Annotated in this window: 14 protein-coding genes; 11 read left to right on the top strand and 3 right to left on the bottom strand. The window is 69.2% G+C overall.

All coding sequences use genetic code 11. The features are described from left to right. Window positions 1-2: 2 nt before the first annotated feature. From ABTU82_RS14540 to cysK, 3 genes are all read right to left on the bottom strand, one after another. The gene (locus ABTU82_RS14540) at window positions 3-1,400 is read right to left on the bottom strand and encodes an amidase (protein WP_407173935.1); all 1,398 of its coding nucleotides are present in this window, start codon (window positions 1,398-1,400) and stop codon (window positions 3-5) included. A 136-nt stretch (window positions 1,401-1,536) separates the two neighbouring features. Beyond that, complete coding sequence (epsC, locus tag ABTU82_RS14535; protein WP_116647436.1) at window positions 1,537-2,106, bottom strand: serine O-acetyltransferase EpsC; 570 nt, start codon at window positions 2,104-2,106, stop codon at window positions 1,537-1,539. A 2-nt stretch (window positions 2,107-2,108) separates the two neighbouring features. Next, complete coding sequence (gene cysK / locus ABTU82_RS14530; protein WP_116647435.1) at window positions 2,109-3,047, bottom strand: cysteine synthase A; 939 nt, start codon at window positions 3,045-3,047, stop codon at window positions 2,109-2,111. A gap of 106 nt (window positions 3,048-3,153) precedes the next feature. On the opposite strand from cysK, the gene prmC reads away from it, so the two are divergent. The 11 genes from prmC to atpD all read left to right on the top strand — a co-directional run bounded on the left by prmC (window position 3,154) and on the right by atpD (window position 13,228). Beyond that, entirely contained in the window at window positions 3,154-4,053 is a 900-nt protein-coding gene (prmC, locus tag ABTU82_RS14525) for a peptide chain release factor N(5)-glutamine methyltransferase (RefSeq protein ID WP_407173934.1), read from the top strand. A 44-nt stretch (window positions 4,054-4,097) separates the two neighbouring features. Continuing rightward, window positions 4,098-4,871 (top strand): L-threonylcarbamoyladenylate synthase, encoded by a 774-nt coding sequence (locus ABTU82_RS14520; protein ID WP_116647433.1) that lies wholly within the window; start codon window positions 4,098-4,100, stop codon window positions 4,869-4,871. Next, window positions 4,868-6,022, top strand: coding sequence for an MraY family glycosyltransferase (locus ABTU82_RS14515; RefSeq protein ID WP_116647432.1), 1,155 nt, complete (start codon window positions 4,868-4,870; stop codon window positions 6,020-6,022). The genes ABTU82_RS14520 and ABTU82_RS14515 overlap by 4 nt, the downstream gene beginning before the upstream one ends. Next, entirely contained in the window at window positions 6,019-6,477 is a 459-nt protein-coding gene (locus ABTU82_RS14510; protein ID WP_116647431.1) for a Cg1360 family ATP-synthase-associated protein, read from the top strand. The genes ABTU82_RS14515 and ABTU82_RS14510 overlap by 4 nt, the downstream gene beginning before the upstream one ends. Window positions 6,478-6,664: 187 nt before the next feature. Further along, window positions 6,665-7,441: a F0F1 ATP synthase subunit A gene (gene atpB / locus ABTU82_RS14505; RefSeq protein WP_310793510.1), complete on the top strand. Its 777-nt coding sequence runs from the start codon at window positions 6,665-6,667 to the stop codon at window positions 7,439-7,441. Window positions 7,442-7,484: 43 nt separating this feature from the next. Further along, window positions 7,485-7,724 carry a F0F1 ATP synthase subunit C gene (gene atpE / locus ABTU82_RS14500; protein ID WP_116647429.1) on the top strand — a complete coding sequence of 80 codons (240 nt, stop codon included), beginning with the start codon at window positions 7,485-7,487 and terminating at the stop codon, window positions 7,722-7,724. 35 nt (window positions 7,725-7,759) lie between these two features. Then, window positions 7,760-8,344, top strand: coding sequence for a F0F1 ATP synthase subunit B (locus ABTU82_RS14495; RefSeq protein WP_116647428.1), 585 nt, complete (start codon window positions 7,760-7,762; stop codon window positions 8,342-8,344). Further along, window positions 8,344-9,135, top strand: a complete 792-nt coding sequence (locus ABTU82_RS14490) for a F0F1 ATP synthase subunit delta (RefSeq protein ID WP_407173933.1) — start codon at window positions 8,344-8,346, stop codon at window positions 9,133-9,135. The genes ABTU82_RS14495 and ABTU82_RS14490 overlap by 1 nt, the downstream gene beginning before the upstream one ends. A gap of 63 nt (window positions 9,136-9,198) precedes the next feature. Further along, window positions 9,199-10,836 carry a F0F1 ATP synthase subunit alpha gene (gene atpA / locus ABTU82_RS14485; RefSeq protein WP_116647426.1) on the top strand — a complete coding sequence of 546 codons (1,638 nt, stop codon included), beginning with the start codon at window positions 9,199-9,201 and terminating at the stop codon, window positions 10,834-10,836. A 20-nt stretch (window positions 10,837-10,856) separates the two neighbouring features. Beyond that, window positions 10,857-11,756 carry a F0F1 ATP synthase subunit gamma gene (locus tag ABTU82_RS14480; RefSeq protein ID WP_116647425.1) on the top strand — a complete coding sequence of 300 codons (900 nt, stop codon included), beginning with the start codon at window positions 10,857-10,859 and terminating at the stop codon, window positions 11,754-11,756. A 23-nt stretch (window positions 11,757-11,779) separates the two neighbouring features. Continuing rightward, entirely contained in the window at window positions 11,780-13,228 is a 1,449-nt protein-coding gene (gene atpD, locus ABTU82_RS14475; protein WP_116647424.1) for a F0F1 ATP synthase subunit beta, read from the top strand. Window position 13,229 lies beyond the last annotated feature (1 nt).

Here is a 13,229-nt window from a genome sequence, read left to right as displayed (position 1 = left end):
CGCTACCCGTTCGGCGGGGAGGGGAGCGGCCCGCGGAAGGACTCCAGCTGCGCCGCCAGTGACAGGATGGTGGCCTCGCCGCCGGGGCGACCGATCAGCTGCACCGATACCGGGTGCCCCGACGCGTCGCGGGTGAACGGCACGGTGACCGCCGGCAGCCCGGCCACGTTGACGAAGCTGCTGAACGGGGCGTACTCGACCTGGCGCGCGAAGGTTCGCTCGGGGTCGAGTCCGTCGTACCAGCCCACCCGCTGCGGTGGCAGCGCGAGCGCGGGCGTGAGCACGGCGTCGAACGGCGAGAAGGCCTCGATCGTCTCGCGCTCGAACACGCGGGCAGCGCTCAGGGCGCCGAGGAGGTCGGATGCGGCGAGCCCGCGTCCTTGACGGACGAGCCACGCCGTCAGCGGCTCGACGACGTCGAGGTCGGCGTCGCTCAGGGGGATCCGCGCGGCGCTCGCCCGCCAGAGCACCCGGAAGAGCTCCGCGTAGCCCCGCGGCCGCCACCGGGCGTCGTCCGTCCCGTGACCCAGTGCGGTCAGGGCCGCCGAGGCCGCATCCACGGCCGCCGCGGCGTCGGGGTCGACGCGGATGTCTTCGCTGTCGTCCCACGGCGAGGTCGTGGTCACCCCGATCCGCCGCTGCGGGGACGGGGCGGTCGCGGCCGCGAGGAACGGCCCGTCGCCCGGCGCGCGCGTGGCGTAGCGGAACGGGGCGAGGCCGACCAGCGCGTCGAGCAGGAACGCGGCGTCGGCGACCGTACGGGCGATCGGCCCGGTCACGGCGAGGCCGTCGGGGGAGTCGAAGCCCGACCCGATCGGCAGCCGTCCGCGCGAGGGCTTCAACCCCACCACGCCCACGGTGGCCGCCGGGATGCGGATCGACCCGCCGCCGTCGGATGCCACCGCGAAGGGCAGGAGCGCTGCGGCGACCGCGACGGCCGCGCCGCCGCTCGAGCCCCCCGCCCCGTTTTCGGGGTTCCACGGGTCGCGGGCGGGGTGACCGGTGCGCGGCTCGGTGTACCCCGTGAGGCCGAACTCGCTCGTCGCGGTCTTGCCGAGATTCACTGCGCCGGCGTCGTCGAGCGCCGCCGCGAGGGGGTCGGATGCTGCGGGAACGTACTCCCGGCGCGCGAGCGAGCCGTAGCGCGTGGGCACGCCGGCGCGCGCGACGAGGTCTTTGTCGGCCAGCGGCACGCCGTACAGCGGGCCGCGATCGGGGGAGCGGCCCACAGCATCCGCTCGCTCGAAGGCCGCGTGCGGCGTGACCTCGGCGAACGCGCCGAGAGCCGCGTGGTGCTCGATGCGGGCCAGGTAGTGCGCCGCTGCCGCCGCCGGCGTGATGTCGCCGCGCCGCAGCGCTCCGGCGAGGTCGACGGCGGTCAGCTCGTGCAGCTCGGTCACCCTCCGAGCGTAGGCCCGCATCCCCTGTCGCAGCGTGCGGGCCGCACCCGCCCGTCGTGACAGGGGAACGGACCCTCGCCGATTCCGCTGTCGCGGAGTGCCGGTCGCTCCCGCCGCATGCGACAGGGGAACGCGGTCAGATCGAGTACTCGGGCGCCGTCAGCAGTGCGCGGGTGTCCTCGCCCTGGCGACGGGCGCGGGCCCTCGCGGGGACGCCGACCAGCACGCTGTCCTCGGCCGCGTCACGGGTGACCACGGCGTTCGCACCGACCGCGGAGCGCGCACCGATCGTGATCGGCCCGAGGATCTTCGCCCCGGCACCGACGGCGACGCCGTCGCCGATGGTCGGGTGCCTCTTGCCGCCCTCGCGCTGCCGCCCGCCCAGGGTGACCCCGTGGTACAGCAGCACGTCGTCGCCGACCTCCGCCGTCTCGCCGATCACGACGCCCATGCCGTGATCGATGAAGAAGCGTCGCCCGATCACCGCACCGGGATGGATCTCGATGCCCGTGATCCAGCGGGTCACCTGCGAGCCCAGGCGAGCGGGGAACCGCCAGCCGGCGAGCCACAGACGATGCCAGACGCGGTGCGCCCAGATCGCGTGCAGACCCGGGTAGAGCAGTGCGATCTCCATCGCCCCGCGCGCGGCGGGATCGCGGAGCTTCGCCGCGGCGAGGTCTTCGCGGATGCGGCTGCCGAACGCCACGCTCAGTCCTCGCGCAGGTTCTCGTACAGCGCCGTGGAGAGGTATCGCTCGCCGAACGAGGGGATGATCACGACGATGTTCTTGCCGGCGGCCTCGGGCCGCTTCGCGATCTCGAGGGCTGCCCAGATGGCGGCACCGCTGGACATGCCGACGAGGATGCCGTCTTTCGTGGCCGTCTCGCGCGCCAGTCGGATCGCGTCATCGAACTCGACGTCGATGACCTCGTCGAGCAGGTCGCGGTCGAGGATCGCCGGGACGAAGTTCGGCCCGATGCCCTGGATCTTGTGGGGTCCGGGGTGACCCTTCGTGAGGATGGGGGAATCCGACGGCTCGACGGCGACGATCTTCACGCCCGGCACGCGCTCCTTCAGCACCTGTCCGACGCCGGTGATCGTGCCGCCCGTTCCGATGCCGGCGACGAAGTAGTCGACCTTGCCGTCGGTGTCGCGGAGGATCTCCTCGGCGGTGGTCTTGCGGTGGATCTCGGGGTTGGCCTCGTTCTCGAACTGCCGCGCCCACACCGCGCCGGGGGTCTCGGCGACGATGCGCTTGGCCTCGTCGACGGCGTACGACATCCCCTTGGTCGGGTCGGTGAGCACGAGCTCCGCGCCGAACGCCTTCAGCAGAAGGCGCCGCTCCTTCGACATCGAGGCGGGCATCGTGAGGATCACCCGGTAGCCGCGGGCCGCACCCACCATCGCCAGGGCGATGCCGGTGTTGCCGCTCGTGGATTCCACGATCGTGCCCCCGGGCTTGAGTTCTCCCGACGCCTCCGCGGCGTCGACGATCGCGATGCCGAGGCGGTCTTTGACGCTCCCCGCCGGGTTGTAGAACTCGAGCTTGACGAGGATGGTCGCCTCGACGCCCTCGGCGACGCGGTTGAGCCGCACCAACGGGGTCTCGCCGAACGCGGAAGTGATGTCGGGGTGGATGCCGGGCATGGCTCGCCTTTCGCCGTCGATACGCGGATATCGCCAGCCTAGGCGAGCACGCTGCGCGCGGGCGCAATGTGACCGCACACGCCGGAGCGTTTATGCTGGGCCCGCCATGCCCGAGCCCGTCCCCCCGCTCGCGTCGCCCGTCGACGTGCCCCTCGCCGACCTCGTTCGCTCCGCCGGGGCGCGTCTGGGCCGTGCGGGCGTCACCGATCCCGCGGTCGACGCCGAGCTTCTCGCAGCCCACGTCTTGGGCACGAGTCGCGGTGCGGTGCAGGGCGCGGCGATCCGCGGCGACAGCATCACGGCAGCCGACGCGGCGGAGTTCGATGCGCTCGTCGAGCGGCGCAGCGCCCGCGTGCCGCTGCAGCACCTCACCGGCGTCGCCCCCTTCCGTCACCTCGAACTCGCGGTCGGTCCGGGAGTGTTCGTCCCCCGGCCGGAGACCGAGATGGTGGCCCAGCTCGCGATAGACGCGCTGCGGGCCGCAGCATCCGCCTCTCCGATCGCGGTCGACCTGGGTACCGGTAGCGGTGCCATCGCCCTGTCGCTCGCCACGGAGGTGCCCCACGCGCGGGTGTTCGCGGCGGAGAACTCCGTCGATGCCTTCGTGTGGACGAAGGAGAACGCCGCACGCATCGGCGCCGACAACCTGCGGCTGGCCTTCATCGACCTCGAGCACGCGTTCGGCGACCTCGACGGGACGGTGTCGGTGGTGGTGTCCAATCCGCCCTACGTGCCGGATGCGGCGATCCCCCGGGATCCGGAGGTGCGTCACTACGACCCGCCCGCCGCCCTGTACGGAGGGGAGGACGGTCTCGACGTCGTGCGGACCCTCAGTCACGTCGGTCTGCGCCTGGCCCACCCCGGCGGGCTCATCGTCATCGAGCACGGCGAATGGCAGGGGGAGGCCATCCGCGCCATCCTCGCCGCCGACGGCTGGCAGGCCGCGGCCACCCACCCCGACCTGACGACGCGCGATCGGGCGACGACGGCACTGCGACCCGCGTAGTCCTCACGGCCGGCGCGGCTCGGCCCCGTAGACTGTGCGGCGACATGTCACCCGTTTATGACAGCCGTGACGAGGCACAACTTCTCTCCGGCATGCGCCACGCCCGGCAGGCCATCGGCCGCGGCGAGCTCGTCGTGCTGCCCACCGACACCGTGTACGGCATCGCCGCCAACGCGTTCGACGCCGGCGCGGTCACCCGCTTGCTCCAGGCCAAGGGCCGCGGACGCGAGCAGCCGCCGCCCGTGCTCGTCGCCGGTGTCAGCACGCTGCGCGCGCTCGTCGCCGAGATCCCCGAGCCGGTCGAGCGCCTCGTCGAGGAGTTCTGGCCCGGCGGTCTGACGATCATCCTCCCCGCCCAGCCCTCGCTGTCGTGGGATCTCGGCGACACCCGCGGCACCGTGGCCGTGCGGATGCCCGCCCACAACCTCACCCTCGAACTCCTCGAGGAGTGCGGGCCGCTCGCCGTCTCGAGCGCCAATCTCACCGGGCGCCCCGCGGCCACCACCATCGACGAGGCCCGCGACATGCTCGAGACCTCCGTCGAGGTCTACATCGACGCCGGCCCGTCCGAGACCGGGATCGCCTCGACCATCGTCGATGCCACGAGCCTCGTGGGCGGCAGCGACCCTCTCGTGCGGGTGCTGCGCGAGGGGGCGGTCGACCGTGAGCGCCTGCGCGCCGTGCTCGGAGACCTGCTCGAGCCCGACCCGCCGCTCCCCGGCGCCGGTGACCTCGACGACGCCGAACCGGAGGGCGCTGAGCGCCGGGAGGCCGCACCCGACGACGAGCCGGATGCTGCGGCCGGCGGCTCGGCGTGACGCAGTACCTCCTGATCGCGCTGTTCACCGCGATCGTGACGTTCGTCCTCTCGATCGCCGTCTGGCGCATCGGACTGCGTTACAAGCTCTACCCCGCGATCCGCGATCGCGACGTCCACAAGGCGCCGACTCCGCGACTCGGCGGCATCGCGATGTTCCTGGGCGTGGTGGCCGCATTCGCGCTCTCGAGCCAGCATCCGTTCTTCTCCGTCTTCTGGGCCGACCCGTGGCCCGTGCTCTGGCTGCTGTTCGCGACCCTGCTCATCGTGCTCATCGGCGTCGCCGACGACCTGTGGGACCTCGACTGGATGATCAAGCTCGGCGCGCAGTTCCTCGCCGCGGGGATCATCGCGTGGTTCGGGCAACTGCAGATCCTCTCGCTGCCGATCGGGGGCCTCTCGATCGGGTCGAGCTGGGTCAGCTTCGGATTGAGCATCTTCGCGATCGTCATCGTCATGAACGCGGTGAACTTCATCGACGGTCTCGACGGTCTCGTCGCCGGAGTCTGCCTGATCGCGAACGGCGTGTTCTTCGCGTACACGTACATGCTGGTGCGCGACACGGGCAACACCACCTACTTCAACCTCGCGTCGTTCATCGCCGCCGTGCTCGTCGGCGCGTGCCTCGGCTTCCTGCCGTTGAACTGGGGCCCGGCGAAGCTGTTCATGGGCGATTCGGGTGCCCTCATGCTCGGACTGCTGATGGCCAGCGCCGCCATCGCCATCACCGGGCAACTCGACCCCGCGGTGCTCGACCCCGAGCAGCTCGGGCGCTCGCAGCTGCTGGGTGCGTTCATCCCCATCCTGCTGCCCATCGTCGTGGTCATCCTGCCGCTGCTCGACTTCGGGCTCGCGGTGATCCGACGCCTGCGGGCCGGCAAGTCGCCGTTCTCGCCCGACCGCAAGCACCTCCACCACCGCATGCTCGACATGGGCCACAGCGACCGCGAGGCGGTGCTGATCTTCTATGCGTGGACCGCGGTGGTCAGCATCGCCGTGCTGCTGATGTACGTCGGCACGCAGATGAGCTGGCCGGGCGATTACCTCATCGGCATCGTCTTCGGCGCGGTCGGCGTCGTCGCCTGTCTCGTCGTCACCCTGATCCCCACGCGCCGCACGTCGCGCCGCCGCCCCCTCCAGGAGCCCGCATGAGTCCCAATCCCGTCTCCAGCACACCCGTCCTGCGCACCGCGCTCCGTTGGGGGCTGCTGGTCGGCCTCGGTGTGGTCGTGCTCGCCGCGATCGTCGGCGTCGCCGTCGGGGGAGCGGACGGCCTGTGGAGCGGCGTGATCGGCGCGCTCGTCGGCGTCCTCTTCCCCGCTCTGACGGCCGTCAGCATCCTCGTCGGCAACCACTGGTTCGGCACGCCCAACTACCTGCAGATCTTCTTCGGCGTCGTCATGGGCGGCTGGATCCTGAAGTTCGTGCTGGTGATCGTCGCCCTCCTCCTGCTGATGCGGGTGGAGTGGCTCGTCACGCCCGTCTTCTACGGTGCGCTCGTCGCCGCGGCGGTGGCGTCATTGGTCGTCGATCTCGTCGTCCTGTCGCGGATGAGGCTCCCCGGGGTGTCGGACACGACCCTGCCGCAGACGAATCCGGAGGATTGACCGGGTCATTTCCGTCCGGGTGGCGGGGCGGGGCCCCGAGGTTTGATACGCTGGGTTCACACTTTACGGCTGGTGTGCAGCGGCGACGCTGAGGCCCCGTGAAAGATTCTTCTCACTCTTACCGAGCTGGTTCAGGCTGGCACGAGAAGCTGGAGCCAATCCGTTGACTCAAGCGACGATGATCGCCATGGCGGCCGACAACGAGTTCCACCCGCCCTCCATCAGCGACTTCTTCCCCCCGGCGCTGTTGTTCGAAGGCACGCCCTTCGCCTTCACGCGCATCACGATGGTGCAGCTCATCGCCACCGCGCTGGTCGTGCTGTTCCTCATCTGGGGTACACGCCGCATGGCGGTCGTGCCCGGGCGTTTCCAGAGCATCGTCGAGCTGGCCTTCGGGTTCGTGCGCGAGCAGGTCGCCTTCCAGGTGCTCGGCGAGAAGGACGGTCGACGGTTCCTGCCGCTGCTGACCGCGATGTTCTTCGCGATCGCCTTCATGAACCTCACCAGCGTCATACCGTTCCTCAACATCCCGGGCACGTCGGTGGCCGGAGCGCCCCTGGTCTTCGCGCTCACCGCGTACGTCGCCTTCATCTATGCGGGCATCCGCAAGCACGGCGTCGGACGCTTCGTGAAGAACTCGCTCGTTCCGAGCGGTGTGCCGGTCTACCTCATCCCGATCATCGCGGTCGTCGAGCTGATCTCCACCTTCATCGCCCGCCCGGTGTCGCTGTTCCTCCGACTCCTGCTGAACATGATCGTCGGGCACCTCATGCTGGTGCTGTTCTTCGCGGCGACGCAGTTCTTCCTCTTCAGCGCCAGCTGGCTGACGCCTCTGGCTGCCGGAACCCTGGCCCTCGGGTTCGGGTTCACCCTCTTCGAAATCTTCGTCGGCCTGCTCCAGGCCTACGTCTTCACGATCCTCACCGCGGTGTACATCCAGCTCGCGGTCGCGGAAGAGCACTGACGAACAGCTGATCGGCTGTTCGCCCAACGAAAGGAAAACACCAGTGGACGCTACGACGGTTCTCGCGCAGATCACGGGAAACATCGCGACCGTGGGTTACGGCCTCGCGGCCATCGGTCCGGCCATCGGCCTGGGCATCATGATCGGCAAGACGATCGAGTCGACCGCTCGCCAGCCCGAGCTCGCCGGCCGCCTGCAGACCACGATGTTCATCGGTGTCGCATTCATCGAGATCCTCGCGCTGATCGGCATCGCGACGCCGTTCATCTTCGCCGCGGTCTGATCTCCCTCTCCGCGACTCACGAATAAGGAGGCAGGATGCTGAACGCTCTTGTCACACTCGCTGCCGAAGAGGGAGCAGAAAGCGGTAACCCGCTGCTGCCCGCCTATTACGACATCGTCTGGTCGGCCGTCTGCTTCGTCATCATCGTGCTCGTTGTCGTCTTCTACGCGCTTCCGCGCGTGACGAAGGTGCTCGACAAGCGCAGTGCTGCGATCGAGGGCAACATCGCCAAGGCCGACGAGGCACAGCGTCAGGCCGAGGCCGCCCTCGAGGAGTACACGGCCCAGCTCGCAGAAGCGCGCAAGGAAGCCGGTGAGATCCGCGAGGCCGCCCGTGAGGACGGCAAGAAGATCGTCGCCGAGGCCCGCGACACCGCCACGACGGAAGCCGCACGCGTCACCGCTGCCGCGCACACGCAGATCGAGGCGGAGCGCCAGAGCGCTCTCGTGTCGCTGCGCAGCGAGGTCGGAACGCTCGCGATCGACCTGGCCGGCAACGTCATCGGCGAAGCGCTGACCGACGACCAGAAGGCGCAGTCGGTCGTCGACCGCTTCCTGGCCGACCTCGAGAAGTCCGAGCTGGAGAAGTCCGCAGGCGCCTCCCAGGGCCCGGTGGCCTGATGGGCAGTGCCACCACTCTCGCGCTGTCGTCGACGGCGGCGTCGCTCGACGCGACGGCCGGGGTCGACCTCGGCGTCGCGGGCGACCTGTTCGCCGCGGCGCGCGCCATCGGCGGCTCGCCGCAGCTGAGCAGCGCACTGTCCGACTCCGCCGCACCCGCGACCGCCCGCGCGAAGGTCGTCACCGACGTCTTCGGAGCGGTGCTCTCGCCGGTCTCGGTCGAGTTGCTCACTGCGGTGGTGGCACAGCGCTGGTCGCGCACGGCCGATCTCGTCGAAGCGGTCGAGGAGCTCGCGGTGCGCTCCGCCGCGATCGCCGAGCCCGGAGCCGACGTCGAGGGAGACCTCTTCCGGTTCTCGCGCACCGTTGCCGAGAACGGCGACCTCGAGCTCGCGCTCGGCAGCCGGATGGGCGACGAATCGGCCAAGGGTGCTCTCGTGACCCGTCTGCTCGAGGGCCGCGCCGCCGCATCGTCCACTCTCATCGCCTCGTCGCTCGTGCAGCAGCCGCGCGATCGTCGTGTGCGCGTGCTCCTGCAGTGGGCGATGCGTCTCGTCGCCGACCAGCGCGGAAGCACCGTCGCCACGGTCGTCTCGGCGGCACCCCTCAGCGACGCGCAGGTCGAACGTCTCCGCGCCGCGCTCTCCGCGCGGTACGGCACCGAGATCTCGGTGAACACGCGGATCGACCCCCACGTGGTGGGCGGGCTGCGCGTGCAGATCGCCGACGACGTCATCGACGCAAGCATCTCCACCCGACTCGCCGATCTGCGGCAGCGGCTCGCAGGTTAGAAGACGTACCGTCCGATTCGGGCGGGGATCTGGGGGCTGCGGCCCCACAAACGAAGGAAGACCATGGCAGAACTGTCCATCAGCCCCGACGTCATCCGTGACGCGCTGAAAGACTTCGTCGCCGCATACGAGCCCACCGGGGCGGCGGCGACCGAGGTCGGCACCGTCGTCGACGCGGCCGACGGCATCGCCCACGTCGAGGGTCTCCCCGGCGTGATGGCGAACGAGCTCGTCACGTTCGAAGACGGCACGCTCGGACTCGCTCAGAACCTCGACGAGCACGAGATCGGTGTCGTCGTCCTCGGCGAGTTCTCCGGCGTCGAAGCCGGCCAGCCCGTGACCCGCACCGGCGAGGTGCTCTCGGCACCCGTCGGCGACAACTTCCTCGGCCGCGTGGTCGACCCGCTCGGCAACCCGATCGACGGTCTCGGCGAGATCATCCCCGAGGGTCGTCGCGCGCTCGAGCTGCAGGCGCCCGGCGTCATGCAGCGCAAGAGCGTCCACGAGCCGATGCAGACCGGCATCAAGGCCATCGACGCGATGATCCCCGTCGGCCGCGGCCAGCGCCAGCTGATCATCGGCGACCGTCAGACCGGCAAGACGGCGATCGCGATCGACACGATCATCAACCAGAAGGCCAACTGGGAGTCGGGCGACGTCAACAAGCAGGTCCGCTGCATCTACGTCGCCATCGGCCAGAAGGGCTCGACGATCGCCTCCGTCAAGGGTGCGCTCGAAGACGCCGGAGCGATGGAGTACACCACCATCGTCGCCGCCCCCGCCTCCGACCCCGCCGGCTTCAAGTACCTCGCCCCCTACACCGGTTCGGCCATCGGCCAGCACTGGATGTACGGCGGCAAGCACGTGCTGATCATCTTCGATGACCTGTCGAAGCAGGCCGAGGCCTACCGTGCCGTGTCGCTGCTGCTTCGTCGTCCGCCGGGCCGCGAGGCATACCCCGGCGACGTCTTCTACCTCCACTCCCGTCTGCTGGAGCGTTGCGCGAAGCTGTCCGACGAGCTCGGTGCGGGCTCGATGACCGGTCTCCCGATCATCGAGACCAAGGCGAACGACGTCTCGGCCTACATCCCGACGAACGTGATCTCGATCACCGACGGACAGATCTTCCTCCAGTCCGACCTCTTCAACGCCAACCAGCGTCCCGCGGTCGACGTCGGCATCTCGGTGTCGCGCGTCGGCGGTGACGCCCAGGTCAAGTCGATCAAGAAGGTCTCGGGAACGCTCAAGCTCGAGCTCGCGCAGTACCGCTCGCTCCAGGCGTTCGCGATGTTCGCGAGCGACCTCGACGCCGCATCCCGTCGTCAGCTGTCCCGTGGTGCGCGCCTGACCGAGCTGCTCAAGCAGCCGCAGTACTCGCCGTACCCGGTGGAGGAGCAGGTCGTCTCGATCTGGGCCGGCACCAACGGCAAGCTCGACTCGGTCGAGGTCTCCGACGTGCTGCGCTTCGAGCGCGAGCTGCTCGACTACCTGCGTCGCAACACGACGATCCTCGACACGCTGCGCGACAAGAACGTGCTGAGCGACGAGATCGTCGACGAACTGGGCAAGAAGACCGACGAGTTCCTCCTCGAGTTCCGCGCGGGCGACGGCCAGTCGATCGGCGCTCCCGGCAGCGAGTCGACCGAGTCGGCCGAGGCGGAAGACATCAACCAGGAGAAGATCGTCAAGGGTCGCCGCTAAAGCGGCACGGAGACGCAATCATGGGCGCACAACTCAGGGTCTACAAGCAGAAGATCAATTCTGCCCAGACGACCAAGAAGATCACCAAGGCGATGGAGCTCATCGCGGCTTCGCGCATTCAGAAGGCGATGGCGCGTGTGCGTGCGGCGTCGCCGTTCGCGCGAGCCGTGACGCGTGCCGTCTCGGCCGTCGCGACGCACTCGACGGTCGACCACCCGTTGACCACCGAGCGCGCGGAGATCCGCCGCTCGGCGGTCGTGATCTTCGCCTCCGACCGCGGTCTCGCCGGCGCGTTCAACTCGCAGATCCTCCGCGAGGGTCTCGAGCTGGCGACGCTGCTCCGCTCGCAGGGCAAGGACGTGGCGTACTACCTCATCGGTCGGAAGGCGGTCGGGTACTTCCAGTTCCGCCGTATGGCCAGCGAGGCCGAGTGGACCGGCGACACGGATGCTCCGCACTTCCGCACCGCGGAGGAGATCTCCGCGACGCTGATCGACGCCTATGAGCGCGGCGGCGACAACGGGGGAGTGGACGAGATCCACCTCGTCTCCAACCGCTTCGTCAGCATGATGACGCAGTCACCGGAGTCGGTCCGACTGCTGCCGCTCGAGGTGGTGGAGGGCGACGACCAGGCCTCCGACCGCGAGCTGTACCCGCTGTACGACTTCGAGCCCGACCCCGAGACGGTGCTCGACGCCCTGCTGCCGGTCTACATCCAGAGCCGCGTCTTCAATGCCCTGCTGCAGTCGTCGGCCGCGAAGCACGCCGCGACGCAGAAGGCGATGAAGTCGGCCAGCGACAACGCCGACAAGCTCATCACCGACTACACCCGCCTGCGCAACAACGCGCGCCAGGCCGAGATCACGCAGCAGATCGCCGAGATCGTCGGCGGCGCCGACGCCCTGGCGTCGGGCAAATAGTCCTCACAAGGAGAGAAGAAACCATGAGCCTCACCGCCGAGAAGGCCGAGACCACGGTCGTCGGGCGCGTCGCGCGCGTCACCGGCCCGGTCGTCGACATCGAGTTCCCCCACGATGCGCTCCCCGACATCTACAACGCGCTGAAGACCACCATCACGATCGACGGCGAGTCCACCGAGATCACGCTCGAGGTCGCACAGCACCTCGGCGACGACCTGGTGCGCGCCATCGCCCTGAAGCCCACCGACGGTCTCGTCCGCGGCCAGGAAGTGCGCGACACCGGAGGCCCCATCACGGTTCCCGTCGGTGACGTCACCAAGGGCAAGGTCTTCAACGTGACCGGCGATGTGCTCAACGGCGCGCCCGGCGAGACCGTCGAGGTCAGCGAGCGCTGGGGCATCCACCGCAAGGCGCCGAACTTCGACCAGCTCGAGTCGAAGACGCAGATGTTCGAGACCGGCATCAAGGTCATCGACCTCCTGACGCCCTACGTGCTCGGCGGAAAGATCGGCCTCTTCGGCGGCGCCGGCGTCGGCAAGACCGTCCTCATCCAGGAGATGATCCAGCGCGTCGCGCAGGACCACGGTGGTGTGTCGGTGTTCGCCGGTGTCGGTGAGCGCACGCGCGAGGGCAACGACCTCATCCACGAGATGGAAGAGGCGGGCGTCTTCGAGAAGACCGCGCTCGTGTTCGGCCAGATGGACGAGCCGCCGGGAACCCGCCTGCGCGTCGCCCTGTCGGCCCTCACGATGGCCGAGTACTTCCGCGACGTGCAGAAGCAGGACGTGCTGTTGTTCATCGACAACATCTTCCGCTTCACCCAGGCCGGCTCCGAGGTCTCCACGCTGCTGGGCCGCATGCCCTCCGCCGTGGGATACCAGCCGAACCTCGCCGACGAGATGGGTGTGCTCCAGGAGCGCATCACCTCGACCCGCGGTCACTCGATCACCTCGCTCCAGGCGATCTACGTGCCCGCCGACGACTACACCGACCCGGCTCCGGCGACCACGTTCGCCCACCTCGACGCCACGACCGAGCTCTCGCGTGAGATCGCGTCGAAGGGTCTGTACCCGGCCGTCGACCCGCTGACGTCGACGAGCCGCATCCTCGACCCGCGGTACATCGGAGACGACCACTACCGCGTCGCCACCAACGTGAAGCAGATCCTGCAGAAGAACAAGGAACTGCAGGAGATCATCGCGATCCTCGGTGTCGACGAGCTCTCCGAAGAGGACAAGATCGTCGTGTCGCGCGCACGTCGCATCCAGCAGTTCCTCTCGCAGAACACCTACATGGCGAAGAAGTTCACCGGTGTCGAGGGTTCGACGGTCCCGATCAAGGAGACCATCGAGTCTTTCGACGCGATCGTCAAGGGCGACTTCGACCACGTGGCCGAGCAGGCCTTCTTCAACGTCGGCGGTATCGGCGACGTCGAGGCCAAGTGGGCGCAGATCCAGAAGGAGAACGGCTGAC

Origin of the sequence: Microbacterium deferens, from assembly GCF_045517775.1 — a bacterium.
Classification (GTDB): Bacteria; Actinomycetota; Actinomycetes; order Actinomycetales; family Microbacteriaceae; genus Microbacterium.
Note: the sequence above shows the minus strand (reverse complement) of the source record. Positions and strands in the feature narration are given on the sequence as shown.